The following is a 25348-nucleotide window of genomic DNA, read 5'->3' as shown; positions in this document are numbered from 1 at the left end:
TTCTATCCGTAATGCCCCGAAGGTGAGCAGCAGGGAGACGACGACGTGACGGCACGCGAGCGACGAAACCGGCCCACCGAAGGCACCACCGAAGGCACCTGGACCCGCCGCGGCGTGCTCGCCGGGCTGCTCGGGGCACCCGTCCTGCTGATCGCCGCCTGCAACGACACCAAGAACACCGGCGCGGGCAGCGGCACGGGCGCCGCAGGCGGGCCCACCGGCGGCGCGAGCGCCACCGGCAGTGCGAGCAACTCGCCGAAGACCTCCGTCGCGAAGATCACCGTGCTGCCCGCCGACGAGGCCGCCAACGCCAGCTTCACCGAGCCGGTCAAGGTCACCGTCACCGCCGGCACCCTCGGTTCCGTCCGGCTCGCCGACTCCGCCGGCCAGGCCGTCGAGGGCAAGCTCTCCGCCGACTCCACCAGCTGGACCTCCACCGGCACGCTCACCAGCGGCACCAAGTACACCGTCGCGGTCGCCGCCACCGACGGCGACGGGCTGGAGTCGGACGCCAACACCACCTTCACCACGACCACCCCCGCCAACACCTTCGTCGGGTACTTCACCCCCGAGAACGGCTCGGTGGTCGGCGTCGGCATGCCCGTCTCGATCAACTTCAACAAGCCGATCACCGACCGCGCGGCCGTCCAGCAGGCGATAACGGTGACGGCCCAGCCGGGGGTCGAGATAGTCGGGCACTGGTTCTCCAGCACCCGCCTCGACTTCCGGCCCGCGGACTACTGGGCGGCCGGCACCAAGGTCACCCTCAAGCTCCGCCTCAAGGACGTCGAGGGCGCCAAGGGGTACTACGGCACCCAGTCGAAGGACGTCCGCTTCACCGTCGGCCGCAGCCGGACCAGCGTCGTCGACCTGGCCGCCAAGACCCTCACCGTCACCACCGACGGGCAGGTCAGCGCCACCTACCCGATCTCGGGCGGCTCCCCGGAGCACAAGACCTGGGGCGGGAAGATGGTCATATCCGAGCAGTTCCAGCAGACCAAGATGGACTCCACCACGGTCGGCCTCGGCGACGAGTACAACATCCCCGACGTGCCGCACGCCCAGCGCCTCACCACCTCGGGCACCTTCATCCACGGCAACTACTGGTCCCCCGCGTCGATCTTCGGCAGCCAGAACACCAGCCACGGCTGCGTCGGCCTGCAGGACGCCAAGGGCGGCGAGGACCCGTCCACCAACGGCTACGCGTTCTACAAGAGCTCGATGGTCGGCGACGTGGTCGAGGTCGTGAACTCCGGCGACAAGACGGTCGAACCGTCCAACGGCCTCAACGGCTGGAACATGACCTGGGCGGCCTGGAAGGCCGGCAGCGCGGTCTGAGCCGTTCCCCCCTCCCGGGGGCACTTCGCGCCCCAGACTTGAGTCTCCAGCGACTGGAAGGCCCAAGGTGGCGGACATGGACGGCGACACCCTGCACACCATCGGCGAACTGGCCGCCCTGACCGGGCTGCCGGTCAGGACCATCCGGTTCTGGTCCGACGAGGGCGTGGTGCCGCCGACCGACCGTACACCCGCCGGCTACCGGCTCTACGACCGTGACGCGCGAGCTCGTCTGGACCTCGTCCGGACCCTGCGCGAACTCGGTGTCGACCTCGCGACCGTCCAGCGGCTGCTGGCCCGCGAGACCACCGTCGCCGAGGTCGCCGCCATGCACGCGCAGGCCCTGGACACGCAGATCCGCACCCTGCGGCTGCGCCGGGCCGTGCTGCGGTCCGCGGCCGGACGCGGGTCCACCCCGGAGGAGTTGGAACTCGTGAACAGGCTCGCAAGGCTCTCCGGCCAGGAACGCCGCCGACTGGTCCGGGACTTCGTCGACCAGGCCTTCGACGGCCTCGACGTCGGCCCCGAGTTCGCCGCCAAGATGCGCGCCGCACTGCCGGACCTCCCCGAGGAGCCCAGCGACGAGCAGTCCGACGCCTGGATCGAACTCGGCGAACTCGTCCAGGACCAGGACTTCCGGGCCGCCGTGCGCCGGATGGCCGCCTATCAGGATCGGGAACGCGCGGCCGGCGCCCGCACCGGCACCGACGAGGACGGCAGGCTCGTCATGACCGTCCTGGCGCGGACCACCGAGGCCCGCGAGGCGGGCGTCGCGCCCGACTCCGCCGCGGCCCGGCCGGTCGTCGACGAGCTGGCGGCGGCCTTCGCCGACCTCTTCGCCCGCCCCGACGAGCCGCCGTTCCGGGCCTGGCTGCTGGAGCGGCTGGAGACCGGCAACGACCCCCGCACCGAGCGCTACTGGCACCTGATCGCGGTCGTCAACGGCGACCCCGTCCCGCCCGCGCTCGGCCCCGCCTTCGACTGGCTGATCGCCGGCCTGCGAGCGCGATGACCGAATCCCGCCGGTGACGGCGGCCGGGATCGCGCAGGCTGGCAGGCATGACGACGACAGCCGCACCAGCCCCGCAGGTCAGGCCGATCGACCCGGCGGCGCTCCGGCGCCTGCGCGAGCGGGACGACGCGGGGCGCCCGCCCGTCCTCTCCGTCGACGAGGAGGGCGGGGCCCCGCTGCGCTGCTGCCTCACCCGGGCCAGGCCCGGCGAGCGGATCGCCCTGCTCAGCTACGCGCCGCTCCGGCGCTGGGCGGAGGAGACCGGGGCCGAACCTGGCCCCTACGACGAGGTCGGCCCGGTCTTCGTTCACGCGCAAGCCTGCCCCGGCGCGGGCTCCGCCTGGCCGGCGGGCTTCCACGGCTCCGAGCGGGTGCTGCGTGCCTACGACCGCCGGGGCCACATCCTGGGCGGCACGGTCGTCACCCCCGACACCGCCGAGACCGCGGCCCGCGGGCTGCTGGCCGACCCCGAGGTCGCGCTGGTACACGTGCGGGCGCTGGAGTTCGGCTGCTTCCTGCACGAGGTCCGGCGGGGCTGAGCCGACCGGCCCCGCACCGGGCCCGGCGGCGAGGCCTACGGGGCCTACGGGGTGTGCGGGGCGTACTCAGCGCTTGGCGTAGTCGGTGAACCCCTGCCAGTCCAGCACGACGCAGGCTTCGTCCCCGAGGACCCAGGCGTCATGGCCGGGCGGGCAGATCATGACGTCGCCGGGCCCGAACTCGGCCTCCTCGCCGTCGTCCATGACGATCTTCATGCGGCCGGAGACGACGTAGCCCATGTGCGAGGCCTGACAGGTGTCCGTCCCGGCGAGCGGCTTGATGTGCTTGGTCCACCGCCACCCGGGCTCGAAGACCCCGCGCCCCACCGCGCCGGCTTCGAGGTTGACGAGTGCCACGTGCCCCATGCCCCCGTCGAAGGGCCGGACCTCCTCGGGGGAGTCGAGGCTCATACGGATCAGTCCGGACATGGCTGCTCCTCTGCCGAGGGCGGGTGACCGCGTCCGTCCGGCGGTCTCCGGGACCGCCCTGCTGGTCATTTCAGTCTGCGCCCGCTCGCGGGGGCTGTCACCGCGGCCCGGCCGGCAGGCGGTGGCTCCCGGGGTGTCCCGGTGTTGCAGCGGGACGGCCGGAATCCGGGCCGCACCCGGGCCCGGGGGCCCGGGAGCGTGAAGCGCTGCCCGGACCCCTGCCGGCCGAGTGCCCGCAGCCCGGTGACCGCAGCCGTGGGGCGACGCCGTCGCGCGGCATCGCCCGGTACGGCTCCCTGCCCGTCGGGCCCTACGGCTCAGCCCTCCGTGCGGGCCACCCCGATCGGGCAACTCGCGCCCGTGCCGCCCAGACCGCAGTAGCCGTTCGGGTTCTTGGCGTCGGACAGGTACTGCTGGTGGTACGGCTCCGCCGGGTAGAACGGGCCCGCCGGGGCGATCTCGGTGGTGATCGGACCCAGGCCGATGGCGGACAGGGCGGGCTGGAAGGCGTCCCGGGTGGCTTCGGCGGCGGCCGCCTGGGCGGGGGAGTGGGTGTAGACCGCGGAGCGGTACTGGGTGCCGACGTCGTTGCCCTGGCGGTTGCCCTGGGTCGGGTCGTGGGCCTCCCAGAAGGTCTTCAGCAGCGTCTCGTACGGGAGGACGGCGGGGTCGTGGACCACCCGGACGGCCTCGGTGTGGCCCGTCCGGCCGCTGCACACCTCCTCATACGTCGGGTTCTCGGTGTGGCCGCCCTGGTAGCCGACCAGGGTCGTCCACACGCCGGGCAGCTTCCAGAAGGTGCGCTCGGCGCCCCAGAAACAGCCCAGGCCGAAGTCGGCGACCTCCAGACCGGCCGGGTACGGGCCGGTGAGCGGGTTGCCGAGGACGGTGTGCGGCTGGGTGAGGGTGAACGGCGCGGCCGCCCGGCCGGGCAGCGCCTGCTCGGCGGAGACGAGCTCGGTCTTGTGGCGGTTGAACAGCACGGCCTGCTCCAGCTGTCGAGGGACGGGTTGCAGTGACTGCAACGCGCCGCAGGCGCGGCGGATTCCGGTGGCCCCGCGGCCCGTCGGCGGCCGCCGCGGGCGCGGGGCCACCGCGGAGCGCGGAGGTCCGGTACCGGGGGCGGCGTCGGCCCTCTCGCTTCGACCGGACTTCGCACCATTCGCCCACTACCCTCGGTGCTATGACCGAGCACCAGCTTCCCCACGGCTTCGAGACCCTTGCCATCCACGCGGGTCAGGAAGCAGACCCCCAGACCGGGGCCGTCGTCACGCCGATCTACCAGGTGTCCACCTACAAGCAGGACGGGGTGGGCGGCCTCCGGGGCGGGTACGAGTACAGCCGATCCGCCAACCCGACCCGCACCGCGCTGGAGGAGTGCCTCGCCGCGCTGGAGGGGGGCAGCCGAGGGCTGGCCTTCGCCTCCGGCCTCGCCGCCGAGGACACCCTGCTGCGCACCGTCCTCAAGCCGGGCGACCACATCGTCATCCCGAACGACGCCTACGGCGGCACCTTCCGGCTGTTCGCCAAGGTGCTGACCCGCTGGGGCGTCGAGTTCTCGGTGGCCAACACCCAGGACCTGTCGACCGTCCGGGACGCGCTGCGCCCCAACACCCGCGCGGTCTGGGTGGAGACCCCGTCCAACCCGCTGCTGGGCATCACCGACCTCGCGGCGCTGGCCGAGATCGCGCACGCCGCGGGCGCGCTGCTGGTGGTGGACAACACCTTCGCCAGCCCCTACCTGCAGCAGCCGATCGCGCTGGGCGCGGACGTCGTGGTGCACTCGACCACCAAGTACATGGGCGGCCACTCGGACGTGGTCGGCGGCGCGCTGGTGGCGGCCGAGGCCGGGCTGGGCGAGGAGATCGCCTACCACCAGAACGCGATGGGCGCCGTGGCCGGCCCGTTCGACTCCTGGCTGGTGCTGCGCGGCATCAAGACCCTGGGTGTCCGGATGGACCGGCACAGCTCCAACGCCGAGAAGATCGCCGACCTGCTGACCCGGCACCCGAAGGTCAGTCACGTGCTGTACCCGGGCCTGGCCGAGCACCCGGGCCACGACATCGCCGCCAAGCAGATGAAGGCCTTCGGCGGCATGGTCTCCTTCCGGCTCAAGGACGGCGAGCAGGCGGCCGTCGACGTGTGCAACCGCGCGCAGCTGTTCACCCTCGGCGAGTCGCTGGGCGGCGTCGAGTCGCTGATCGAGCACCCGGGCCGGATGACCCACGCCTCGGTGGCGGGCTCGGCCCTGGAGGTGCCTTCGGACCTGGTCCGGGTCTCGGTGGGCATCGAGTCGATCGACGACCTGCTGGCCGACCTCCAGCAGGCGCTCGGCCAGTAGGCCGCTCCCGGCCGGGCCCGGCCGGACGCCGTCCCCCGCTCCGGCGGGGAGCCGCCACCGGCCGGGGCCCGTCACGTCCCCGGCGTCCACCGCCCGGCCGGGCCGCAGCCCGTCACGGCCCGGCCGGGTCGTTCTCCGGCCCGGCCGCGTACGACTCCAGGCTGCCGTTGAAGCGGGCCAGCAGGGCGCAGAACGCCCGCTGCTCGTCGGCCGGCCAGCCGTCCAGCAGACGGCGGATCAACTCCTCGCGTCCCGATCTGACTTCGGCCAGCCGGTCGGCGCCGAGCGGGGTGAGGGCGAGCCGCACGGCGCGTCGGTCGGCCGGGTCCCGTACCCGGCCGACCAGGGCCGCCTCGACCAGCGGGGCGACCTGCCGGGTGACGGTCGACGAGTCGATGCCCAGGCAGTCGGCCAGGGTCTTGATGTTGGCCGGCCCGTGCCGCTCCAGGCGGTCGAGCAGCAGATAGGCGGCGCGGTCCAGCGCCCCGACCCCGTCGGAGGTCCGGACCTGCTCCAGCCGGCGGGCGAAGACCGCCACCTGGTACTGCAGTTGGGTGTGTACGGGGTCGGTACGGGGGGTGGCCCTGGGCGAGGTCGTCGTCATCGCGGCTCACGATCGGTGTGCGGTGAGGGAGGCTCGGCCGGCCGGTGCGCGGTGGGCTGGCCGGTAAGCGCTGCGGGTGCGGCGCGGACGCCGCTCCTCCGTCCGCCCACCAGGCGCCGGTCGGTCTCGGGACCAGCAGCGTACGCGGGCGGGCCCGCGCCGGGAACCGTGCGTGCGTCCCCGACGGCGGGCCGCGCGGCCGTACGCTGGCGGCATGCAGAGCTGGCCGATCACCATCGACGATGTCCGCGGCGCCCAGAAGATGCTCGCCGGGGTCGCCCGGGTCACCACGATGGAGGGCAGCCGGTACCTCTCGGGGCTGGTCGGCGCCCCCGTCCGGCTGAAGTGCGAGAACCTGCAGCGCACCGGGTCGTTCAAGCTGCGCGGCGCCTACGTCCGGATCGCCGGGCTCTCGCCGGTGGAGCGGGCGGGCGGGGTGGTGGCGGCGAGCGCCGGCAACCACGCGCAGGGGGTGGCGCTGGCCGCCTCGCTGCTGGGGGTGCACTCGACGGTGTTCATGCCGCTGCCGGCCCCGCTGCCTAAGGTCGCGGCGACCCGTGACTACGGCGCCGAGGTCCGGCTGCACGGCGCGAACGTGGACGAGGCGCTGCAGGCCGCGCAGCGGTACGCGGAGACCACCGGCGCGGTCTTCATCCACCCGTTCGACCACTGGGACGTCATCACCGGCCAGGCCACCGTGGGGCTGGAGATCCTGGAGCAGTGCCCGGAGGTGCGGACCATCCTGGTCGGGGTGGGCGGCGGCGGCCTGCTGGCCGGGATCGCGGCGGCGGTCAAGCCGCTGCGGCCGGACGTGAAGGTGATCGGCGTCCAGGCGGCGGGCGCGGCCGCCTACCCGCCCTCGCTGGCGGCGGGCCGCCCGATGTCGCTGGAGCACGTGGCCACGATGGCCGACGGGATCATGGTCGGCCGCCCGGGGGACATCCCCTTCGAGGTGATCAACACCCTGGCGGACGGCATCCGCACCGTCTCCGAGGACTCGCTCTCCCGGGCCCTGCTGCTGAGCCTGGAGCGGCTGAAACTGGTGGTGGAGCCGGCCGGCGCCAGCCCGGTCGCGGCGCTGCTGGAGCAGCCGGAGTCGTTCGAGGGCCCGGTGGTGGCGGTGCTCTCCGGCGGGAACATCGACCCGCAGCTGATGCAGCGGGTGCTGCGGCACGGGCTGGCGGTGGCCGGCCGCTACCTGTCGCTGCGGGTGCGGCTGACCGACCGGCCCGGCTCGCTGGCGGACCTGCTCGGGGTGCTCACCCGGGTGGACGCCAACGTCCTGGACGTGGCTCATGTGCGGATCGACCCGCGGCTGGGGCTGACCGAGGTCGAGGTGGACCTGCACCTGGAGACCAAGGGGCCCGAGCACTGCGCCCTGGTGGTGAGCGAGCTGCGGGACGCGAGGTACGTCGTCTCGCACTGACGGCGGGCGGGGGCTGCGGGGCCGCTGCCCGCAGGCCTTCCCGATCATCTTCCCGGAGCCCTTCCCGCGGACTTTCCGGGCCCTTTCGGCGGGCCCGTCCGGGCCGCGCGGCTGCCGTCCGGGCGGCCGGGCCCCGGTTGTCGGTGGTGCCTGCCAGGATGGCGGAGACCTGAACCTTGACGCGATATATCGCAAGCTGCCATTCTCGCGATGTATCGCGTTTCCGCCGATCGCATGTGCGAACGCATGCATGAAGGCGGGGCGGCTCGGGTAGCCCTATGTGGGCACAAATTGGGGCAAATGCTCCCAAGTCTTGAGAATCCCGCCGTCCTCGCGACCGGCACGCCCCAACAGCGCGCCGGAACAGCACCGCCCGACGCTTCCAGTCAGAGGAGATGAAGCAGGCCCATGGCGCCAGCCATCCAAGCCGAGAACCTGGTGAAGACCTTCGGTGACGTACGAGCCCTGGACGGCGTCAGCCTCGACGTCCCCGAGGGCACGGTGCTCGGACTGCTCGGCCCGAACGGCGCCGGCAAGACCACCACCGTCCGCGTCCTCACCACCCTGCTCCGCCCCGACTCCGGCCACGCCGTGGTCGCCGGGGTCGACGTGCTCAAGCACCCCAACAAGGTCCGCAGCCTGATCGGGCTCTCCGGCCAGTACGCCGCCGTCGACGAATACCTGACGGGCCGTGAGAACCTCCAGATGGTCGGCGAGCTCTACCAGATGAGCGTTCGGGACGCCAAGGCCCGCGCGCTGGAACTGCTGGAGTGGTTCAACCTCACCGAGGCCGCCGACCGCATCGCCAAGACCTACTCCGGCGGCATGCGGCGCCGGCTCGACCTCGCGGCCGCGCTGGTCGTCCGCCCGCCGGTGATGTTCCTCGACGAGCCCACCACCGGGCTGGACCCGCGCAACCGCCTGGCCCTCTGGGAGGTCATCGAGACCCTGGTCGAGCAGGGCACCACGCTGCTGCTCACCACCCAGTACCTGGAGGAGGCCGACCGCCTCGCCCACGACATCGCGGTGGTCGACCACGGCAAGGTGATCGCCCGCGGCACCGCCGACCAGCTCAAGGCGCAGATCGGCGGCGAGCGGGTCGAGGTGGTCGTGCACCGGCGCGACCAGGTGAGCGAGGCCCTCGAGGCCCTCTCCCCCTACGCCAAGGGCGACCCGGCGGTCGAGAAGAACACCCGCCGGATCACCGTCCCGGTCAGCGGCGGCGCCAAGGTGCTGGCCGACGTGATCCGCGAGCTGGACACCCGCGCGATCGAGATCGACGACATCGGCCTGCGCCGGCCGACCCTGGACGACGTCTTCCTCTCCCTCACCGGCCACGCCACCCTGGCGGAGGACGCCGAGAACGGCGGAGGCACGGACGGCGGGGCGGACGCCGAGCGGCGCGGCCGGGACAAGCAGGCCGTCGCGGCCGGGAAGGACGCCTGAGATGACGACGGTCACCGAACACGCCATCGGCGGCGCCGTTCCCAAGCAGCGGCACGGCGTGGCCGCCACCCTGCACGACTCCTGGGTGGTCGCCAAGCGCAACCTGCGCCGGATGACCCGGATCCCGGAGATCGTGGTCTTCGGTCTGATGCAGCCGGTGATGTTCGTGCTGCTGTTCTCGTTCGTGATGGGCGGGGCGATCCAGATCCCCGGCGCCGAGGCCAGCTCGGACACGTACACCCAGTTCCTGATGGCCGGCATCTTCGCCCAGACCGTGACCTTCGCGGTGGCCGGCGCCTCGGCCGGCATCGCGGAGGACATGACCAAGGGGCTGGTGGACCGCTTCCGGTCGCTGCCGATGGCCCGCTCGGCCGTCCTGGTCGGCCGGACCCTCGCGGACCTCGTCCAGACGGCGTTCACGCTGCTGGTGCTGGCCCTGGTGGCCTTCGGGGTCGGCTGGCGCATCCACGAGGGCTTCCCGAAGGCGCTCGCCGCGTTCGCGCTGCTGCTCCTGCTCGGCTACGCCTTCTCCTGGATCGGTGCGCTGATCGGCCTGTCGGTGCGCAGTCCGGAGGCGGCCACCTCGGCCGGCCTGATCTGGCTGTTCCCGCTGACCTTCATCTCCAACGCGTTCGTGCCGATCAGCAGCATGCCGGGCTGGCTCCAGCCGATCGCCTACTGGAACCCGTTCAGCGCGACCGTGCAGGCCTGCCGCGACCTGTTCGGCAACCAGGTCGGGCCGGTGGACGACGTCTGGCCGATGCAGCACGCGACGCTGGTCTCGGTCGTCTGGTCGCTGATCATCATGGTCGTCTTCTCCTGGCTGTCCGTGCGCAAGTACCGCTCCGCGGTCGGCTGACCGGCCGCGCCGCGCCCGACGCGCCGAGGGCGGCCGTGGAGAAGACTCCACGGCCGCCCTCGGCGGTGCTGCCGGTCCGCTGCCACGCTCAGGCGCCGCTCGTCGTGCGGTGCCCGGCGACGTGCGCGGGGGGTGTCAGCCGGTGTACGGCTTGACCTCCATGATCCGGACCGAGGCCTTCTTGCCGTTCGGCAGCTCGTAGGTGGCGTCGGCGCCGACCTTCTTGCCGTCGATGGCGCGGCCCAGCGGGGACTGCGGCGAGTAGATGTCCAGGTCGCCGGCCGCCTCGCGGGAGCCGAGCAGGAAGACCATGGTGTCCTCCGGGTCGCCGTCGAAGGCCACGGTCACGACCATGCCGGGGGCCACCACGCCGGTGTCGGTGGGGGCCTCGCCGACCTTGGCGCGCTCCAGGAGCTGGGTGAGCTGGCGTACCCGCAGTTCGCCCTTGCCCTGCTCCTCCTTGGCCGCGTGGTAGCCGGCGTTCTCCTTGAGGTCACCCTCTTCGCGTGCCGCCTCGATCTTCTGGGCGATCTCGACACGCCAGGGGCCGGTCAGGTTCTCCAGCTCGGCCTTGAGCTGGTCATAGCCGGACTGAGTGAGCCAGGTCACGTTTTCGCTGGTCTGGGTCACGGGTGCTCCTCGTAGGTACTGGGCGGTGCCGGGGGGACAGGGTCGTCGGCACGGGGTGGTGGTGGTGATATCGGTCTTAACTACAAAGCAACGCCCACTCCCGTACCATCCGGCGCGGAAGGGGCGAAACCCCGAGCCTAACAATTTCCGTCACCGGGCGGGAGGGGCATTGGCGCGCTGTTGACCACAAGGTTGCGCGAAGGTGACCAGGGCCGCTGGACGGATTCCCGCTCCCCCGATCGAATATGCGCCCGATCGGGTGAGTTTCAAAGAAGCCCGGGCCGCAGGGCCGGAAGAGCGGGCCGGCGGGGACTCGGCGTGCCCCGGGACCTACTTGGCCGGGGTGCAGCCGAGCAGCTGGGCGGTGGTGCCCCGGGCGGTGGTCCGCAGGGTCAGCACGGCGTCGTAGTCGCTGCCGGCCGCCGGCACCGGGAAGTCGCTCTGGCCGACCACCGTGCCGTCCGCGGCCTGCGAGCGGACCGTGCAGGCCCCGGCGGTGCCGTTGTTCTTGCTCACCTGCAGGTGGATCTGCATCTCGGAGTCCGAGACGGCCTGGAAGGTCGGCACCAGGCCGTTCATGGCCGTCTCACGCAGCAGGTACGAGACGCCGAACCAGGTGACCAGACCCAGCAGCACGACCGCGCAGGCCGCGCCGACCGCCTTCAGCCTGCGGTCCGCCTCACGGTCGCCGGTACGGCCGTAGCGGCCCGCGGGCGGCTGCGCGGTGGTGGTGCCGACCTTCATGCTGGCTCAGTCCTCTCGGGGGAGGGGCCCGCCGGGGTGGTGCGGGGAATGTAAGGCTCCTCCAGTCCGTCACTATAGGAGGGGCACGCCCGCGGCCGGTCCAGCGGGGGCGGGGGGCCTGTCGCGCCGATACCCGTCGGCGGTGGGTCCCGCGATGGTGCGGCCCCGGAAACTGCGCGGCCCGGACGGTGGGCGGCCCAGAATATTGGTGGAAGGAAACCAGGCGTTGACTGAGCAGTTGCGACTGATGGCGGTGCACGCCCACCCGGACGACGAGTCCAGCAAGGGTGCCGCCTCCATGGCGATGTACGTCGAACAGGGGGTCGACGTGCTCGTTGCCACCTGCACCGGCGGTGAGCGCGGGTCGGTCCTCAACCCCAAGCTGCAGGGGGACCCGTTCGTCGAGGAGAACATCCACGAGGTGCGCCGCAAGGAGATGGACGCGGCGCGCGAGATCCTCGGGGTCAGGCAGGCCTGGCTGGGCTTCGTCGACTCGGGTCTGCCCGAGGGCGACCCGCTGCCGCCGCTGCCCGAGGGCTGCTTCGCGCTCCAGGAGGTGGCCGACGCGGCCGAGCCGCTGGTGCGGCTGATCCGTGAGTTCAAGCCGCAGGTGATCACCACCTACGACGAGAACGGCGGCTACCCGCACCCCGACCACATCATGACCCACAAGATCACCATGCTGGCCTTCGACGCCGCCGGGGACCCGGACGCCTACCCGGAGTCCGGCGAGCCGTGGCAGCCGCTGAAGCTCTACTACAACCACGGCTTCCCGATGGGCCGGATCCGGGCGCTGCACGCCTACCTCACCGAGAACGGCCACGAGTCGCCCTACGGCGAGTGGATCGAGGGCTGGGAGAAGAGCGGCCGCAAGGAGCGCGAGATCACCACCCGGGTGGAGTGCGGGGACTGGTTCGAGACCCGGGACCGCGCGCTGATCGCCCACGCCACCCAGATCGACCCGGACGGGCCGTGGTTCCGCGTCCCGCTGGACGTCCAGCGGGAGGTCTGGTCGACCGAGGACTACGAGCTGGCCCGCTCCCTGATCGACACCGATCTGCCCGAGGACGACCTCTTCGCCGGTCTGCGCACCCGCAGCCTGGCCGCCGAGCCGGGCAACTGACCGGCCGGCTCCGACACGCACCACCCCGGTGACCCGGCCCCGAGCGGGCCGGGTCACCATGGAGAGATGAGCACCCCCGTGAACCTCACCGACCTGGCCACCGGGCTCGCCCTGGACGAGACCAAGGTGACCCCCGGCCTGCTGGGCTTCGTGGTCTTCGCCGCGCTCGCGGTCGCCACCTGGTTCCTGGTGAAGTCGATGAACAAGCAGTTCAAGCGCGTGAACTTCGTCGAGGAGCCGGACGCTCCCAAGGAGTGACCCGCGCCGGCCCGCGTGCGAGGCCCCGGTGCACACGAGTGCGGGGCGGGACCTGATCAGGTCCGGCCCCGCACGTCCGTCACCGGGCCGCTCGGCCCCAGGTGCAGCCGGTGGAGAGGACGTCGGTGTCAGGCCTGCTCCGGCTGCGCGGCGCTGCCGTCGAGCGCCAGGGCGACGAGGGCGGCCACCAGGGGCAGCACGGCGACCAGGCCCAGGGCGCCGGTCAGCGCCATCGACCTGGACAGTGCCCCGGCCGCCGCCGAACCGACCGCGCCGCCGACGAAGAAGGTCAGGTTCAGCAGGCCCATCGCCCCGCCGCGCTGCGCCGGGGGGATCCGGGCCGACATCAGACCCGTCGTCACCACCTGCGTCACGGCGAAGGCGGCGAAGCCCAGCGAGGCACCGGCCACCAGCAGGATCGCCCCGCCGCCGTAGACCCCGGCGACTGCCAGCAGCGCGGCCGAGGCCGCCGCGGCGCCCGCCAGCAGCCGGCTGCCACCGCTGCCGGAGATCCGGCCGGCCGCCCGGGAGAGCACCGCGCCGATCACGGCGCCGGGGAGCAGCGCGAAGCCGACGGTGAGCACGCTCCAGCCGTAGGTCTTCACCAGCACCTGCGGCACGGCGTACATGGCGGCGAACAGGCCGCCGTACACGCCCACGCCGACGGCGGCGGACAGCAGGAACAGCCGGTCGCCGGCCAGCGACTTCGGGACGAAGCCGGTCGGCAGACCGCGCACCCGCAGGGCGAGCGCGCCCGCGCCCAGCACCACCAGCAGGGCGGTGACCAGCACCACCGGGGTGGAGAGCGACAGGGTGGGGGACTGGATCAGCACCAGCAGGGCCGCCGCGGTGAGGGTGAGCAGAGCGGCGCCGGCGACGTCGACCGGCTTGCGCGAGCCGGGCCGGGTGGCTAGACGCAGGCAGAACGGGACGGCGAGCAGCGACAGCACGGGCAGCACGACGGTCAGCCGCCAGCTCAGCCACTGGGTGATGACGCCGCCCATCAGGGTCGCGCCGGCGGAGAAGGCGGCCATCGTCGCGCCGAACCCGGCCAGCACCTTGGGCCGGCTCGCCGGGTCGCGGGAGGCGGCGAGGGTCAGCGCGCCGGAGGTCATCGCCCCGGATCCGGCGGCCAGGACGAAGCGTCCCGCCACCAGGGCGCCGAGGTTGGTCGCGGAGACGCAGATGCCGGTGCCCAGCAGCAGGACCACCGAGCCCGCGAGCAGCGTGGTGCGTACCCCGAGGGAGTCGCCGAGCCGGCCGAACAGGGCGGTGCCGATACCGAGGGCGAGGGCGTGGACGGTCAGGACCCAGGCGGTGGCCGCCGGGGTGGTGTGGAGCGCGGCGGTGACCTTGGGGAGGGCCACACCGGCCGCGGTGACGCCGAAGACAGCGGGTCCGAACAGGGCGCCGAGGCGTAGTCCGGTGGAGCGGGCGCCGATGGCGCGGGCCGCCGGAGCGGTGAGAGTGATCGGAGCGGCAGCCTCGGACTTTTGCTGCTGCTGCCGCACGGCGGGGTCGGTGGTCACTGGGAGAGTCCTTCGCCGGGCACGATGTTGTGGTTGAAGCGGAAGAGGTTCCGCGGGTCGTACACGGCCTTGAGGTCCGCCAGCCGGCGGTACGTCTCGGTGTCGTAGCAGGCCCGCACCTGGTCGGCGCCGGTGGTGGCCGGGCCGCCCAGGAAGTTGAGGTACCGGCCGCCGGTTCCCCACGGGGCCAGGCCGTCCAGCACCTCGCTGTCGGCGACCTCGGCGGCCGCCGGGTCCGCGGGTACGGCGGGGGTGAGGGTCGACAGGGTGAAGGCGCCGTCCCGGTTGCCGACCGCGTTGGGAACGGCCGGGGGGCGGCCGAGCGCCCCGCCGAGGTGGCGCAGTTCCACCATCAGCTCGCCGCAGCCGGAGCCGGGGCCGGCCAGGGCCAGCAGCCGGGTCACCGCCTGGTGGTCCAGCTCCCGCAGCACGATCGAGCGCTCGTGGTACGGCAGCGGATGGGTCGGGTCCCGGTGGATTTCCTGGACGGCGGTGTAGGGCATGTCGCCGACGGTGTCGAGGACGGGCGGCGCGACCGTCCGCAGCGGCCTGATCAACTGCTCGCCCTCGGCGGCGGAGCCCTGGAAGGCGATCCGGACGTGCGCCACCAGCCGGCCCCGCAGCAGCGCCGGCACCACCGGCAGGTCGGGGAGCCGCAGCAGGGCCACCGAGGAGGTCATCTCCTCCGGCAGGTCCCTGGTCCAGGCCCGCCAGGTGTGCAGGACGTCGCCGCTGTCCTCCCCGTCGTAGAACAGGCCGCCCCCGTAGAGCCGGGTCACCGGGACGAGCTCGAACTCCATCGCGGTGACGACCCCGAAGTTGCCCTTGCCGCCGCGCAACGCCCAGAACAGCGAGGCGTTCTGATCCCGCGTCACCACGCGCAGATCGCCGTCGGCGCCGACCACCTCCAGTCGGGTGACGTGGTCCGCGGCGTAGCCGTACTTGCGGGCCAGCAGGCCGAGGCCGCCGCCGAGGGTGTAGCCGACCGCGCCGACCAGGTGAGAGGAGCCGTTGAGCGGGGCCAGGCCGTGGGCAGCCGCGGAGCGGATGACCTTGTGCCACGGGGTCCCGGCCTCCACCCGGGCGAGCCGGGCGATCGGGTCCACCGCGACGCCGTCCATCCGCCGGACGGAGATCAGCAGGCCGCCGTCGGCCGGGGCGCTGATGCCGTGCCCGGTCGACCGGACGGTCACCGGCAGGTCGTGCCGGGCGGCGAAGCGGACCGCCGCCCGCACGTCCGCCGCGCCCTCGGCGACGACGACCAGGGCCGGGCGATGGGCGGCGACGAGGTTGAACCCCGCGCACTCGGTGGTGAAACCCTCGTCGCCCGGCGACAGCACCGCGCCGCGTACGGCACGGGCCAGTTTCCGCGCCACCCCGGCCGGTGCCGAGCGGAATTCGACCTGACCTTCCTGTGCAATCCCCACAGTTCTTCCCCTTCGAGCGATGTGCCGTACCTTCCACCTGGATCCTTCGCTCCGGCGGTGGCACAACCCATCCCTTGAACGGGGGGAGTCTGCGGGGGCCGGATCCCTCGACCAAGGGGGCCGGAAGGGCCGGTGCGGGATTCGCGGGCGGGCGGGCGCGGGCGGTGCGGGCCGCCCGGTGTCCGTGGTGGCCGGCCGCCCCCTCACTCGGGGGATGGCGGGCCCGCCCCCGGGGCGGGAGGATCGCCGCGTGAGCAAAGCAACCACCTCCCGGCTGATGGCCGGCCGTGACGAGCTGCTCGACAGCGCCTTACGGGCCCCGGACGCGCTCGCCATGTTCGGTGAGGCCTCGCGTCACCTGCGCCGACTCGTTCCTTACGACGCCGCCGTGTGGCGGGCCACCGACCCGGTCACCGGGCTGATGACCGCGCCGATCCGCGCCGAGAACCTCGACGACGAGGGCTGCGCGGTCTACTGGGGCTGCGAGTTGTTCACCGAGAGTGTGAACCTGTTCAGAGACCTGGCCCGCGCCGAGGTACCGGTCGCCGGCCTGCGCGAGAGCACCGGCGACCTGCCCGGCCGCAGCGTGGTCTACCACGACTTCATGCGCCCCCGCGGGCTCGACGACGAGCTGCGCGCCGTGCTGCGCATCGGCGGTCGCCCGCGTGGCCACATCAGCCTGTTCCGTTCCAAGGGCCGGGCGTCGTTCGGGCGGGCCGAGGCCCGGCTCGTCGAGAGCCTGGTCGGCCCGCTGGCCCGGCGGCTGCGCTCGTACGACCAGCCGGTCGTGGAAGTCCTGCCGGAGCGCCCGCCGGGCGCTCAGCACGGGCCCGGCCTGCTGCTCTTCGACGCCCTGGGCACCTTGATCTCCGTCAACGACGACGCCCGCCAGCACCTGGAGGACCTCCCGGCCGGGCCGTCCACGGACACCGGACTGGACATCAAGGTCCCGGCCTGGATCAGCAGTACGGCCGCCCAGGCCCGGGCGATCGCGCAGGACCGCGGCCGGGGCACCGCCCGGGTGCGTGCCCGGACCAGGTCCGGGCGCTGGCTGGTCTGCCACGCCTCCTGCCTGCGGGAGGCGGGCGGGGTGCTCGGCGCCTCGGCGGTCGTGATCGAACCGGCCAAGGCCTCCGAGATCGTGCCGCTGATCGTGGACGCCTACGAACTCTCCGAACGGGAGCTGCAGATCACCCAGTTCATCGCCCGTGGTCTGCCGACCGGGGAGATCGCCAAGCAGCTCTTCCTGTCCCCGCACACCGTGCGCGACCACGTGAAGGCGGTGTTCGAGAAGGTCGGCGTCTCCAGCCGGGGCGAACTCGTCGGCCGGCTCTTCACCGATCACTACGCGCCGGTGGCCGAGCAGCGGATCGTCCGGGTCACCGACGGCTGACGCGGCGCCGCCCGCAACGTCACCGGCCCGTGGCACTGGTCCAGGCGCCGGCCCGGACCGCGTACGCCCTGCACCGGGCGTCTCGCTCCGCCGGGTCCGGCGGCCTCCCGACGCCGGGATGCGCGAGGAGGGAGGTATGCCGAATCGTCTCGCTGACGCGACCTCGCCGTACCTGCTCCAGCACGCCGACAACCCGGTGGACTGGCGGCTGGGGCCCCGAGGCGTTCGAGGAGGCCCGGGGCCGGGGCGTGCCCGTGCTGCTCTCGGTCGGCTACGCGGCCTGTCACTGGTGCCGGTGAACTGGCAGACCCAGTAGTCGGCGGTGCTCACACTTCTCTGATGATCACGCGCTTCCCGCAGAGCTTCGACCAGTCGTCTCGGCCGGAGGTCAGGACGATCACGGGGGCCGGGAGGCGGAGCGCGAGCGCGGCGACGAGAGCGTCGATCGCGTACTGGTGCCCGTGCAGCCCGCCGGCGTCCCGGAGCAGCGCCGCCGCGGTCAGGGAGCCCTCCTGGCTGACCGGTTCCACCCGCAGCCGGGAGAGCACCCACTTCAAGCGCGCCAGATCGGTCTTCTCCTCGGCGGCGACCGTCATCATGATCGGCGGCTACCTCGGGAACGGGTTCCGGGGCATCGAGCACATCGCGAACGCACAGCGGGCGCACGGGGTCGTCGTTTCGACAGCTGTCCCTCTCCCCGCCATGAGTAGGGTGGCAGCGTGAATCGTCTCGCTGATGCGACCTCGCCGTACCTGCTCCAGCACGCCGACAACCCGGTGGACTGGTGGCCCTGGGGCCCCGAGGCGTTCGAGGAGGCCCGGCGCCGGGGCGTGCCCGTGCTGCTCTCGGTCGGCTACGCGGCCTGCCACTGGTGCCATGTGATGGCCCATGAGTCCTTCGAGGACGAGAAGGTCGCCGCGTACGCCAACGAGCACTTCGTCGCGGTGAAGGTCGACCGCGAGGAGCGGCCGGACGTCGACGCCGTCTACATGGAGGCCGTGCAGGCCGCGACCGGCCAGGGCGGCTGGCCGATGACGGTCTTCCTGACGCCGGACAAGGACCCGTTCTACTTCGGCACGTACTTCCCGCCCGAGCCCCGGCACGGGATGCCGGGCTTCCGGCAGGTGCTGGAGGGCGTCGACGCCGCCTGGCGCGAGCGCCGCGAGGAGGTCGGCGAGGTCGCCGCCCGGATCAGGGCGGACCTGGCCGAGCGGGCCGCCGTCTACACGGTGGGCGCCGGCGTCCACCAGCCGCCCGGGGAGGCCGACCTGCACCAGGCGCTGGTCGGGCTCAGCCGCAGCTTCGACCCCCGGTGCGGCGGCTTCGGCGGGGCGCCCAAGTTCCCGCCGTCCATGACGGTCGAGTTCCTGCTCCGCCACCACGCCCGCACCGGATCCGAGGTGGCGCTGGAGATGGCCGCCCGGACCTGCGAGGCGATGGCCCGCGGCGGTATCCACGACCAGCTCGGCGGCGGCTTCGCCCGGTACTCGGTGGACGCCGAGTGGGTGGTGCCGCACTTCGAGAAGATGCTGTACGACAACGCCCTGCTGCTGCGGACCTACCTGCACCTGTGGCGCGCCACCGGCGACGCCCTGGCCCGTCGGGTGGCGCTGGGCACCGCCGACTTCCTGCTGCGCGAACTGCGCACCCCGGAGGGCGGGTTCGCCTCCGCGCTGGACGCCGACAGCCTGGACCCGGCCAGCGGGAAGTCCGTCGAGGGCGCCTACTACGCCTGGACCCCGGAGCAACTGACCGAGGTGCTCGGCCCCGAGGACGGCGCCACGGCCGCGGAACTCTTCGCCGTCACCCCGGAGGGGACGTTCGAGCACGGCACCTCGGTGCTCCAGCTGCCCGCCGACCCGGCCGACCCGGAGGCCTACGAGCGGATCCGGGCCAGGCTGCTCGCGGCCCGTTCCCTGCGGCCCGCGCCGGCCCGGGACGACAAGGTGGTCGCCGCCTGGAACGGCCTGGCGATCGCCGCCCTGGCCGAGGCCGGCGCCCTGCTGGAGCGGCCGGACCTGGTGGAGGCCGCCGAGGCCGCCGCGGACCTGCTGATCGAGGTCCACCTGCTGCCCGACGGCCGGCTGCTGCGCACCTCCCGCGACGGCCGCGGCAACGGCCGCAACGCCGGCGTCCTGGAGGACTACGCGGACACCGCCGAGGGCTTCCTCGCCCTGTTCGCCGTCACCGGCGACAGCGCCTGGCTGGACCTGGCGGGCGTGCTGCTGGACACCGTGCTGGCGCACTTCGTCGACCGGGCTTCGGGCGCCCTGTACGACACGGCGGACGACGCGGAGGAGCTGATCCGCCGCCCGCAGGACCCGACCGACAACGCCACCCCGTCCGGCTGGACGGCCGCGGCCAACGCGCTGCTGACGTACGCCGCCTACACCGGCTCCGAGACCCACCGGACGGCGGCCGAGCGGGCGCTCGCCATCGTCGGCGCGCTGGCCTCGCGGGCCCCGCGCTTCATCGGCTGGGGCCTGGCCGCCGCCGAGGCCTGGACGGACGGGCCGCGCGAGGTCGCCGTCATCGGCCCGGCGGGCGACCCGGCCACCGCCCTGCTGCACCGTACGGCGCTGCTCGCCACCGCCCCCGGCGCGGTGGTCGCCCTCGGTGAACCCGGGCCGACCGACGTACCGCTGCTGGTCGACCGCCCGCTGGTCGGCGGCGCCCCCGCCGCTTACGTCTGCCGGCACTTCACCTGCGACGCGCCGACGGCGGACGCGGCCGTGCTGGCCGAGCGGCTGGGGGGCAGGACCGGCTGAGAAATGGCTCGTGCGGGGGCGGACCGCCGCGGGAGGATGGGGCATGGCCTGGACGCTGAGCACCTCCCTGGACGACTTCCGGACGCAGGCGGGCGGCTTCCTCGCCGCGCACCCGGTGGAGAACACCGTCCTGCTGTCGGTCGCGGCCCGGCTCGCCACCGACGGCCTTGGCGCCTACGGCGAGCAACCGCCGCGCTTCGGCTGGTGGCGGCCCGTGGAGGGCGGCCCGGTGGAGGGCGCGTACCTGCAGACGCCGCCGTACCACCCCCGGCTCGGCCTGATGCCCGCGGCGGCGGGGGCCGCGCTGGCCCGGGCGTTCGCCGAGTCCGGGGCGTTCGAGGCCGGGGCGCTGGGGTCCGGGGCGCTGGGGTCCGGTGTGCTGGGGGTCGGGGCCGGCCGGGCCCTCGGCGGTGTCGGTGGCGGGAAGGCCGCGGTGCGGCAGTTCGCCGCGGCCTGGTGCGCGGCCACCGGCCGCGCGTCCGCCGTCCAGGTCGACGAGCGACTCCACCGGCTGGCGGAGCTGGTGCCGCCGAGCCCGGCGCCGACCGGCCTGGCCCGAGCTGCCAGGGCGGCCGAACGGGAGCTGCTGATCGGCTGGTTCGAGGACTTCGGAGCGGAGATCGCGGCGGACTTCCACGCCGGCCCGGAGGCGGTCGACCGGCGGATCGCGGACGGCACCCTGCACGTCTGGGAGGACGGCGGCCGCCCGGTCGCCGTCGCCGGACGCAGTCCGGTGGTCGCGGGCATGTCCCGGATCGGCCCGGTCTTCACCCCGCCTGCGCTGCGCGGCCGGGGCTATGGGGGCGCGGTCACCGCGGCGGCCTCCGCGTACGCCCTCGCCGAGGGCGCCGGCGAAGTGCTGCTCTACACCGACCTGGCCAATCCCACCAGCAACTCGATCTACCGCAAGCTCGGGTACCGGCCGGTCGAGGACTGCCTGGCGGTAGCCTTCCACGACTGAACCGCCTTGCCGGAGCGCCGAGTTCGCACCTCGGCCCGGCCGCCCGGCCTGCTCCCCGTCAGTCCCAGTCCCAGTGCACACCCAGCAGGCAGGGGCGCAGGCCGGACGCGAACAGGTGCACGCAACGATGCCCGTCGAGCGTCAACTCCTCCTCCTCGTAGGGCTGTTCGCCGGGGGAGTGGCAGGCGAAGCGATGGCAGCGGACGGGCAGGGCGGCCGGGTCGAAGCTGACCTGAAGGACGTACTGCCCGGTGCCGGAGTTGAAGCCCCGGACGTACTCCCGCCCCGGCTCCGCGGCCGGTGCGTCGTCGAAGCCGTAGCCGAGCAGGTGGGTGTCGCCCGCCCGCAGCCGGCGGTCCAGCAGCAGCTCCACCACCAGCAGGTTGGCCGTCTGGTCCCGCCGGATCCGGCCGGGCCGGCAGTTCTCCTCGGCGCGGACGGTCACCCGGGAGATGTCGCAGCCCGGGTCGCCCTGGTAGAGGGCGAGATAGCGGTCGACGCCGTCCCGGTGCGCGCGGACGGCGTGCAGCGAGTCGCGGCGCCACAGTTGGCGGTCCGGGCCGAGCCGGACCCGCTCGATGTGGGTGATGGTGTGCAGGCCGCTGTCGGGCGGGCCGGGGAGGGCGGCGAGCAGGTCGTCGACCGCGGCGGCCGGGGCGATCAGGTCACGGTACGGGAGCAGCGCGGGCACGGCCGAGGGGTCGGCGGCCCCGGGCAGGGTGGCCCGGCGGGGGCCGAGCAGCCGGGTCAGCGAGTGCGCCGGGAGCTCCAGCAGCTCCTCCAACGCCCGTACCGCACGGAGCGATTCGGGTCTCTCCGGGCGTCTTCTGCCCTGCTGCCAGTAGCTGAGGGTGGTGAGTCCGACCTGGATACCGCGCTGGGCGAGGTGCTCGCGCACCCGGTGCAGGGCGAGGCCCCGGGCGGTGATGGCCGTGCGCAGGGCGAGGTGGAACGGCCCGGTGCGCAGCGCGGTGGTGAGGTCGGGGGGTGTGCCGGTCCGCTGCATGTCCACTCCTGGGGGCGGCTGGTCTGCTGGTCGGCTCGCGGGCGCGGGCAGCGGTGGTGTCCGGCCGGGGCGTGAATATTCACACGTGGCGGCCCGGGTTGTCACCGGCCGGGGCGTGCCGGGCCGGGGAGGGCGCCGGGCCGTTCACACCCGGGCGGGGCCGTTCACACCTGGGCCCCGGGCCGTCCGGCGGCCGTTGACCGCCCGGTGTCAATGGGCCGATGCTTCCCACCAGCGTCCGGACGCGCCCCCCACACCTTCTCCTCTGCGGATGCAAGGAGGCCTTCCCCCATGGCAGTTCATCGGATACGGCTACGCCGTACGGTCGCCGCGCTCGCGCTCGGCGTGCTGGCCCCGGCGCTCACGGCCGCGGCCACCACCCCGGCCCTGGCCGCGGCGCCGGCCACCGGCCACCCCCTCGCCCAGGTGCGGCCCGCCGCCGCGCCGGGTGCCACGGCCGACCTGGCCGGCACCTCGAAGAAGCTCAACATCACCATGCAGCAGCAGCAGAACACCAACTGGTGCTGGGCGGCGAGCGGCAACACCATCGCCACCTGGTTCGGCTACTCCTACAGCCAGAACCAGTTCTGCAACGCCGCCTTCGGCCGACCGATCAACTCCAGCTGCCCCAACAGCCAGGCCACGCTGGGTGATGTGCAGAACGGCCTCAGCTGGATCGGCATCAACCCCGGCTCCTACGTGACGGGTTACCTGCGCTACAGCACCGTGCAGACCGAGGTGAACGCCAACCGCCCGGTCGAGACCCGCATCCAGTGGAGCTCGGGCGGCGGCCACATGCACGTGCTGTACGGGTTCGACACGGCCAGCAACTGGGTCTACTGGGGCGACCCGTGGCCGTCCAACAACCGCTACAACTGGGCCGACTACTCGTACTACGTGAGCAACGGCTCGTTCTCCTGGACCCACTCCCTGTACCGGATCGGCGCGTGAGGGGCGACATGACCGACATCAGGAAAGCCGTCGTCCGCGACCTCGCCGCGAAGGCCGCCGGGGTGACCGCCGTGCTCGCGCTCGGCTTCGCCCTGGCGCCGGGCGCGCAGGCAGCCGGGGCTCCCGCGTCCGGGGCCGGCGCGCCCGCGCCGGTCGCCGCGGCCGAGCTGGCGCAGGCCCGCGCGGCGGCGCAGAGCCCGGCGGTGCTCGACAAGCTGGGGCACTTCTTCGCCCGCCAGGGCGTCCCTCCCACCGGGCAGTCGGCGCCGGGCGCGGCCGAGGAGGCGCGGGCGGCGGTCGCGGCCGCGCCTCGGCTGGCCGGTGACACCTACGCCGTCTACACCCTCGACCGCGATTTCGTGGCCGGTACGCCGGGCGTGCCGGTCGCCAAGGCGGAGTTCGCGGCCAGCAGGGCCGTCTCGGCGGACGGCCAGGTCGCCTCGGTCTGGACGGTCCGTGAGGCCGGCGGCTGGCGGGTGGTGAACGTCGCCTCCGGCGGGGACGAGAGCGACTACCCGGCGCTGGCCGCGAGCGGCGGCGGCGGGACGGCGTTCCGCGAGCCGCAGATCAACGCCTGGTACGTGCTGCGCGAGGGCCGGGTGCTGCCGCTGGACGACGAGGCCCGGCGGTCGGTCGGCGCCGGCGGAATCGAACTGGCGGCGTACCAGAAGCTGGTGCACCAGCGGTACGGCGACAAGCTGCCCGGGTCGGCCTACGACCGGGCAGGGGAGGGCGGCGGCTACCGGCCGGACGCCGCCGCCCCGACGACGAGCGGCGGCGGCAGCACCCTGCCGGCTGCCGCGGCGGCCGCGGCCCTGGGCGTCACCGCGCTCATGGGTGCGGGCCTGGCACTGCGGCGGAGGCTGCACGGGTAGCGCCTGCGGTGCGGTGGGAGCGGCGGATCCGGTACGTCACGGGGTCCGCCGCTTCGCCGTGTCCGGAGCGGGTACCCGGAGCGGGAGAGCCCGGAGCCGGAGCCCGGAGCCGGAGTCCGGAGTCGGGGTCCGGCACGGGAGCCCGGAGCGGGTGGCCGGCCGGGGAGGCCGTTTCCGGGGACGCCTGGCGGCAGGCGCCCCCGGGCCGGCCCGACCCGTGGCCGTTCGAGGGCGTTACGGCAGCCCGCGGTCGCTGTGCGTAAACCGTCGCATTCCGTGACCGGTATGCTAAATCGCGGTCAAGCACAGGAAATTGACGAAGCGTTGACCCCCCGTTAGCCGTCCCGACCGGCCCTAGGATCACTGTCGGTAGATAGAATGTGGCAATCGGTCAATGGCGACCGGGAACTGCCGGGAGCAGAGAAGGGGTGGGGCGGCAGGAGCCGACCACGAGCCTGCGGGGAAGGGAATGCCGATGCCGACGAAGGGTTCGACGGGGGCACAGGTGTGGGGGCCGGTCGTCGTGGTGGCGGCCGCGCTGGCCGTGGTGGCGGCCTACCTGATCAACGGGGCGGCGCTGGTGCTCGGTGTGGCCGGTGTCGAGGCGTTGCTGGTGATGGTGCACGTGGCGCGGCGCTTCCGCCTTGCGCACCTGCCACGCGGTGCGGCCCCGCGGGGGGCGGCGCGGCCGCCGGCGGCGCACTGCGAGCGCTGCCGGCGGGCCCAGGAGGCGTTGGACGCCCGGGCGGCGCGCCGTACCGGGTCAGCCGGCCACCGTGTAGGCCACCAGCGAGACGCCTACGTACTGGCAGATGAAGGCACCCAGCGTGAAGGCGTGGAAGACCTCGTGGAACCCGAACCACTGCGGTGACGGGTTCGGCCGCTTGAGCCCGTAGACCACGCCGCCGAGGCTGTAGAGGACACCACCGACGATCATGAGGGTGATCACCGCGGCGCCGCCGGTGCGGATCATGTCGGGCAGGAAGAAGACCGCGGCCCAGCCGAGCGCCAGGTAGCAGGGCGTGTAGAGCCAGCGCGGGGCGCCGACCCAGAAGACCCGGAACGCTATTCCCGCGAGCGCTCCGCCCCAGACCAGCCAGAGCAGCGTCTGCTGCCGGCCGCCGTCCAGCAGCAGGATGGTGAACGGGGTGTACGAGCCCGCGATGATCAGGAAGATGTTCGCGTGGTCGAGGCGCCGCAGCACGGCGTCGCCGCGCGGGCCCCAGGTGAAGCGGTGGTAGACCGCGCTGACGCCGAACAGCAGCCAGGCGCTCACCGAGTAGATCGCGCACGCGATCTTCGCCGAGGTCGATCCGGCGAGGCAGATCAGCACGATTCCGGCGGCCACCGAGGCCGGGAACATCCCGGCGTGCAGCCACCCGCGCCACTTGGGTTTGACCTCAGCGATGAATGCCTCGAGGGCGGTGCTCTGATCCGCAGTCATGCGCGACATGCTACCTACGGGTCCGTAGGTTACTGAATCGTAGGTAGTGGCGGGTGTCACTCTTGGACGTTTTGGAGTAATCAGGGGTGGCACCCGACGGTTCAAGGAGGGACGCCACTGCCGGATTACCAACCAGTAATCTGCCAGTTAGGAGTAAAAATCGCGTCAAACTCGCCAAGGTGCCGTGTTCAGCCCCGAATGGCGGAGCTACGCTGCAAGCACCCTCAAACCCCCCGCTACGCCGT

At 73.3% G+C, this 25348-nt stretch carries 23 protein-coding genes and 2 pseudogenes; 15 read left to right on the top strand and 10 right to left on the bottom strand.

Annotation, left to right across the window (positions count from 1 at the left end; translation table 11 throughout):
* The first annotated feature begins 45 nt into the window (after positions 1–45).
* The 3 genes from OG689_RS17490 to OG689_RS17480 all read left to right on the top strand — a co-directional run bounded on the left by OG689_RS17490 (position 46) and on the right by OG689_RS17480 (position 2889).
* Positions 46–1338: an Ig-like domain-containing protein gene (locus OG689_RS17490; RefSeq protein WP_266321448.1), complete on the top strand. Its 1293-nt coding sequence runs from the start codon at positions 46–48 to the stop codon at positions 1336–1338.
* Between the two features lie 76 nt (positions 1339–1414).
* Positions 1415–2350, top strand: coding sequence for a MerR family transcriptional regulator (locus OG689_RS17485; RefSeq protein ID WP_266321447.1), 936 nt, complete (start codon positions 1415–1417; stop codon positions 2348–2350).
* 47 nt (positions 2351–2397) lie between these two features.
* The gene (locus OG689_RS17480; RefSeq protein WP_266321445.1) at positions 2398–2889 is read left to right on the top strand and encodes a DUF1203 domain-containing protein; all 492 of its coding nucleotides are present in this window, start codon (positions 2398–2400) and stop codon (positions 2887–2889) included.
* A gap of 66 nt (positions 2890–2955) precedes the next feature.
* Here the strand turns inward: OG689_RS17480 and OG689_RS17475 are convergent, their stop codons facing one another.
* Together OG689_RS17475 and msrA are read right to left on the bottom strand one after the other, a co-directional pair.
* The gene (locus tag OG689_RS17475) at positions 2956–3318 is read right to left on the bottom strand and encodes a cupin domain-containing protein (RefSeq protein WP_266321443.1); all 363 of its coding nucleotides are present in this window, start codon (positions 3316–3318) and stop codon (positions 2956–2958) included.
* A gap of 317 nt (positions 3319–3635) precedes the next feature.
* Complete coding sequence (gene msrA, locus OG689_RS17470; RefSeq protein ID WP_266321441.1) at positions 3636–4301, bottom strand: peptide-methionine (S)-S-oxide reductase MsrA; 666 nt, start codon at positions 4299–4301, stop codon at positions 3636–3638.
* Between the two features lie 200 nt (positions 4302–4501).
* Here msrA and OG689_RS17465 point away from each other — a divergent pair, with 200 nt between their 5' ends.
* Positions 4502–5659, top strand: coding sequence for a cystathionine gamma-synthase (locus tag OG689_RS17465; RefSeq protein ID WP_266321439.1), 1158 nt, complete (start codon positions 4502–4504; stop codon positions 5657–5659).
* Between the two features lie 112 nt (positions 5660–5771).
* Here the strand turns inward: OG689_RS17465 and OG689_RS17460 are convergent, their stop codons facing one another.
* Positions 5772–6263: a MarR family transcriptional regulator gene (locus tag OG689_RS17460; protein ID WP_266321437.1), complete on the bottom strand. Its 492-nt coding sequence runs from the start codon at positions 6261–6263 to the stop codon at positions 5772–5774.
* A gap of 214 nt (positions 6264–6477) precedes the next feature.
* Between OG689_RS17460 and ilvA the strand changes: the two genes are divergently transcribed.
* The 3 genes from ilvA to OG689_RS17445 all read left to right on the top strand — a co-directional run bounded on the left by ilvA (position 6478) and on the right by OG689_RS17445 (position 9994).
* Entirely contained in the window at positions 6478–7689 is a 1212-nt protein-coding gene (gene ilvA / locus OG689_RS17455) for a threonine ammonia-lyase (RefSeq protein ID WP_266321436.1), read from the top strand.
* 408 nt (positions 7690–8097) lie between these two features.
* Positions 8098–9135 carry an ATP-binding cassette domain-containing protein gene (locus OG689_RS17450; protein ID WP_266321435.1) on the top strand — a complete coding sequence of 346 codons (1038 nt, stop codon included), beginning with the start codon at positions 8098–8100 and terminating at the stop codon, positions 9133–9135.
* Position 9136: 1 nt separating this feature from the next.
* Positions 9137–9994, top strand: coding sequence for an ABC transporter permease (locus tag OG689_RS17445; protein ID WP_266321434.1), 858 nt, complete (start codon positions 9137–9139; stop codon positions 9992–9994).
* 135 nt (positions 9995–10129) lie between these two features.
* On the opposite strand, the gene greA is transcribed toward OG689_RS17445, so the two are convergent.
* Both greA and OG689_RS17435 read right to left on the bottom strand, forming a co-directional pair.
* Positions 10130–10624: a transcription elongation factor GreA gene (greA, locus tag OG689_RS17440; protein WP_266321433.1), complete on the bottom strand. Its 495-nt coding sequence runs from the start codon at positions 10622–10624 to the stop codon at positions 10130–10132.
* A gap of 330 nt (positions 10625–10954) precedes the next feature.
* Positions 10955–11368 carry a DUF4307 domain-containing protein gene (locus tag OG689_RS17435; protein WP_266321431.1) on the bottom strand — a complete coding sequence of 138 codons (414 nt, stop codon included), beginning with the start codon at positions 11366–11368 and terminating at the stop codon, positions 10955–10957.
* Between the two features lie 226 nt (positions 11369–11594).
* Between OG689_RS17435 and mca the strand changes: the two genes are divergently transcribed.
* Together mca and OG689_RS17425 are read left to right on the top strand one after the other, a co-directional pair.
* On the top strand, positions 11595–12491 hold the full coding sequence (gene mca / locus OG689_RS17430) for a mycothiol conjugate amidase Mca (RefSeq protein ID WP_266321429.1): 897 nt from the start codon (positions 11595–11597) through the stop codon (positions 12489–12491).
* Between the two features lie 66 nt (positions 12492–12557).
* On the top strand, positions 12558–12749 hold the full coding sequence (locus tag OG689_RS17425) for a hypothetical protein (RefSeq protein ID WP_266321427.1): 192 nt from the start codon (positions 12558–12560) through the stop codon (positions 12747–12749).
* Positions 12750–12877: 128 nt separating this feature from the next.
* Here OG689_RS17425 and OG689_RS17420 read toward each other — a convergent pair whose 3' ends face one another.
* Together OG689_RS17420 and OG689_RS17415 are read right to left on the bottom strand one after the other, a co-directional pair.
* The gene (locus OG689_RS17420) at positions 12878–14278 is read right to left on the bottom strand and encodes an MFS transporter (RefSeq protein WP_266321425.1); all 1401 of its coding nucleotides are present in this window, start codon (positions 14276–14278) and stop codon (positions 12878–12880) included.
* Positions 14275–15705 (bottom strand): FAD-binding oxidoreductase, encoded by a 1431-nt coding sequence (locus OG689_RS17415; protein ID WP_266321423.1) that lies wholly within the window; start codon positions 15703–15705, stop codon positions 14275–14277. The genes OG689_RS17420 and OG689_RS17415 overlap by 4 nt, the downstream gene beginning before the upstream one ends.
* Before the next feature lie 250 nt (positions 15706–15955).
* On the opposite strand from OG689_RS17415, the gene OG689_RS17410 reads away from it, so the two are divergent.
* Both OG689_RS17410 and OG689_RS17405 read left to right on the top strand, forming a co-directional pair.
* Positions 15956–17098 (top strand): helix-turn-helix transcriptional regulator, encoded by a 1143-nt coding sequence (locus OG689_RS17410; protein ID WP_266321422.1) that lies wholly within the window; start codon positions 15956–15958, stop codon positions 17096–17098.
* Between the two features lie 136 nt (positions 17099–17234).
* A pseudogene (locus tag OG689_RS17405) lies at positions 17235–17391 on the top strand (DUF255 domain-containing protein); the annotation flags it as partial.
* A gap of 33 nt (positions 17392–17424) precedes the next feature.
* On the opposite strand, the pseudogene OG689_RS17400 reads toward OG689_RS17405, so the two are convergent.
* Positions 17425–17673: pseudogene (locus tag OG689_RS17400) on the bottom strand (DNA-binding protein); the annotation flags it as partial.
* 144 nt (positions 17674–17817) lie between these two features.
* Here OG689_RS17400 and OG689_RS17395 point away from each other — a divergent pair.
* Complete coding sequence (locus OG689_RS17395) at positions 17818–19866, top strand: thioredoxin domain-containing protein (RefSeq protein WP_266321421.1); 2049 nt, start codon at positions 17818–17820, stop codon at positions 19864–19866.
* A 43-nt stretch (positions 19867–19909) separates the two neighbouring features.
* On the top strand, positions 19910–20827 hold the full coding sequence (locus tag OG689_RS17390; protein ID WP_266321419.1) for a GNAT family N-acetyltransferase: 918 nt from the start codon (positions 19910–19912) through the stop codon (positions 20825–20827).
* Positions 20828–20885: 58 nt separating this feature from the next.
* Here OG689_RS17390 and OG689_RS17385 read toward each other — a convergent pair whose 3' ends face one another.
* Positions 20886–21833 carry a hypothetical protein gene (locus tag OG689_RS17385; protein ID WP_266321417.1) on the bottom strand — a complete coding sequence of 316 codons (948 nt, stop codon included), beginning with the start codon at positions 21831–21833 and terminating at the stop codon, positions 20886–20888.
* Positions 21834–22124: 291 nt separating this feature from the next.
* Between OG689_RS17385 and OG689_RS17380 the strand changes: the two genes are divergently transcribed.
* Together OG689_RS17380 and OG689_RS17375 are read left to right on the top strand one after the other, a co-directional pair.
* Positions 22125–22784, top strand: coding sequence for a papain-like cysteine protease family protein (locus OG689_RS17380; RefSeq protein ID WP_266321416.1), 660 nt, complete (start codon positions 22125–22127; stop codon positions 22782–22784).
* A gap of 8 nt (positions 22785–22792) precedes the next feature.
* A complete protein-coding gene (locus OG689_RS17375) occupies positions 22793–23659 on the top strand; it encodes a hypothetical protein (protein WP_266321414.1) in 867 nt (288 codons plus the stop codon).
* A gap of 763 nt (positions 23660–24422) precedes the next feature.
* Here the strand turns inward: OG689_RS17375 and OG689_RS17370 are convergent.
* Positions 24423–25112 carry a hemolysin III family protein gene (locus OG689_RS17370; protein WP_266321412.1) on the bottom strand — a complete coding sequence of 230 codons (690 nt, stop codon included), beginning with the start codon at positions 25110–25112 and terminating at the stop codon, positions 24423–24425.
* Positions 25113–25348: the final 236 nt, after the last annotated feature.

Source organism: Kitasatospora sp. NBC_00240 (genome assembly GCF_026342405.1).
Classification (GTDB): domain Bacteria; phylum Actinomycetota; class Actinomycetes; order Streptomycetales; family Streptomycetaceae; genus Kitasatospora.
Note: the sequence above shows the minus strand (reverse complement) of the source record. Positions and strands in the feature narration are given on the sequence as shown.